Below are 2,666 nucleotides of genomic sequence, written 5' to 3'. Positions count from 1 at the left end.
TTCATCTGATTGGCCTTCATATTTCATGATGATTTTGGTGAGTACTTTGAAAGTACGGAGCAAAACCAGCATTACCACGATGAAAAGCAGCAGCGCAGCTACTACAATGCCATATCCTATAAAATTCTCCGTTTGGGGAGTGAGTAAACTATGGTCGTCCTGGGCAAATGCAGGCGCGCAGAATGTTGTTAAAGTCAACAATAAAAATATACGGAAATATTTCATGACTGTAATGGTTTAAATGTGTTTGATGTATTGTCTTCTTCCAGCGGTAAATCACTCATATAATTGACGTGAGCTTTTTTAAGCCTGAACATAAGGATAGTAACAACAATGAAAAACACGAAGAACACCCCTAAAGAGGAGATCAGATAGATCTGACCTCCTGTTAAATTATCTAAATACTGGCTATACATTTTCTAAAATATTAATTGTTATTAGCTGATTTATCTGCTTTAATATCTGTACCAAGGCGCTGCAAATAAGCGATAATAGCTATCACTTCTTTGTCGCTGCTAACCTTTATATGGTTTTTAGCAAGGTCGGCTGCTATGCCTTTAGCTTGTTTGTCCAGGTCACTGTTGGCTATTTTATCGTAGCCTGCCGGATACGGAACGCCTAATGTGCGCATCGCGTTGATTTTTCTAGCGGTTAAAGAAGTATCCAGCTTTTGCGTAATAAACCAGTCGTAATTCGGCATGATACTTCCGGGCGACATTAATCGAGGGTCCATCAGGTGATTATAGTGCCATGCATTGGGGTATTTACCACCTTCGCGCGCAAGATCCGGCCCTATACGTTTTGACCCCCAAAGGAATGGATGGTCATATACAAATTCACCCGCTTTACTGTATTCGCCATAGCGTTCAGTTTCTGACCGGAACGGCCTCACCGTTTGCGAGTGGCAAGCCAGACAGCCTTCCCTGATATACAAATCCCTTCCCTGTAACTCCAAAGGGGTATAGGGTTTTACACTGGCAATTGTTGGGATGTTTGATTTGATAGTTAAGGTCGGCATCAGTTCAACAAATGAGCCTACCAAAATCACCAATAACGCAATTATCATAAATTGAATTGGCTTGCGTTCCAATGCGCGATGCCATGAATGCTCGTTTACGTGCTGTGGTAATGGTTCAAGCGGCATAGCTTGTGCAGCTTCATTAGCAACCAGGCTTCCCTGTGCCATTGTTTTAAACAGGTTATAGGCCATTAAAATAACACCACTTAAGTATAGCGTACCACCTATTGAGCGCATAACGTACATTGGTAAAATCCGCAATGTGGTTTCCAGGAAATTTGGATATTTTAACAAACCTTCAGGAGTAAACTCCTTCAACATCAATGACTGGGTAAAGCCTGCCCAATAAATAGGGATCACATAAAATAAGATACCGAGTGTTCCGATCCAGAAGTGGATGGAGGCCAATTTTTTTGAGAACAGCTCAGTTTTGTAGATACGAGGTATTAACCAATATAATATAGCAAAGGTTAGAAAACCGTTCCAGCCCATAGCGCCAACGTGAACGTGGGCGATGATCCAGTCGGTAAAGTGGGCAAAACCGTTTACTTGTTTCAGCGAGAGCATCGGGCCTTCGAAAGTGGCCATACCATAGGCAGTCAGGCCAACAACCATAAACTTCAGAACAACATCATCCCTTACTTTATCCCATGCGCCACGCAATGTTAATAAACCATTGATCATACCACCCCAGCTTGGAGCGATCAGCATAATTGAAAATGCTACACCTAATGATTGAGCCCAACCAGGCAATGTGGTATATAACAAATGGTGAGGGCCGGCCCATATGTAAATGAATATGAGTGCCCAGAAATGCAGGATACTTAATTTATAGGAATATACCGGGCGGTTTGCCATTTTTGGCAAAAAGTAATACATCATACCCAGGTAAGGTGTTGTAAGGAAGAAGGCAACCGCGTTATGTCCGTACCACCATTGCACAAGCGCATCCTGTACGCCTGCATATATCATATAACTTTTTGTTAATGATACCGGCAACTCAATTGAGTTAACAATGTGCAATACTGCGATGGTAACAAAAGTGGCAATGTAAAACCAGATAGCTACATACAAATGGCGCTCGCGCCTTTTGATGATAGTGCCAAACATATTAATACCAAACACCACCCAAATGATGGTAATCAGGATATCAATAGGCCATTCCAGTTCTGCATATTCATGCGAGGTGGTAAATCCAAGTGGCAGGGTAATAGCAGCTGAGACAATAATGAGCTGCCAGCCCCAAAAATGGATATTGCTGAGTACATCACTAAACATACGTGCTTTTAACAGGCGTTGTAATGAATAGTACACACCCATGAAAATGGCATTACCAACAAATGCGAAAATAACCGCATTAGTGTGTAATGGCCTGATCCGGCCGAAGGTGGTGTATTGGCTGTCAAGATTAGCGGCCGGGTGGTATAGCTGTATGGCTATAAACAGGCCCACTGTCATCCCAACAATACCCCAAATAATGGTGGCAATACCAAAATTCCGGACTATTTTGTTGTCATAGTAAAATTTTTCGGGTTGCATAAAGTAATTAATTAGTTGTTTTTAATGGCGTAAAATTAGTTTCATAGGTATAGTGACAGAATGATGACAATTACTCAAAAAAGTGACGTTCATCACTTTTTTATTTTAT

The 2,666-nt window shown here is 41.5% G+C and carries 1 protein-coding gene and 1 pseudogene; both read right to left on the bottom strand.

The features are described 5' to 3' along the window. Positions 1-225, bottom strand: a pseudogene (locus QZY09_RS07370) (cytochrome C); the annotation flags it as partial. A gap of 202 nt (positions 226-427) precedes the next feature. Beyond that, positions 428-2,557 (bottom strand): cytochrome-c oxidase, cbb3-type subunit I, encoded by a 2,130-nt coding sequence (ccoN, locus tag QZY09_RS07365; RefSeq protein ID WP_295670355.1) that lies wholly within the window; start codon positions 2,555-2,557, stop codon positions 428-430. Between the last annotated feature and the right edge of the window lie 109 nt (positions 2,558-2,666).

It is taken from the genome of uncultured Mucilaginibacter sp., assembly GCF_903913935.1.
Taxonomy (GTDB): Bacteria; Bacteroidota; Bacteroidia; order Sphingobacteriales; family Sphingobacteriaceae; genus Mucilaginibacter.
Note: the sequence above shows the minus strand (reverse complement) of the source record. Positions and strands in the feature narration are given on the sequence as shown.

What these genes read in the sequence shown, in the direction of transcription:
- ccoN (WP_295670355.1), bottom strand. Translation starts at nt 2,557, where the DNA reads ATGCAACCCGAAAAATTTTACTATGACAACAAAATAGTCCGGAATTTT.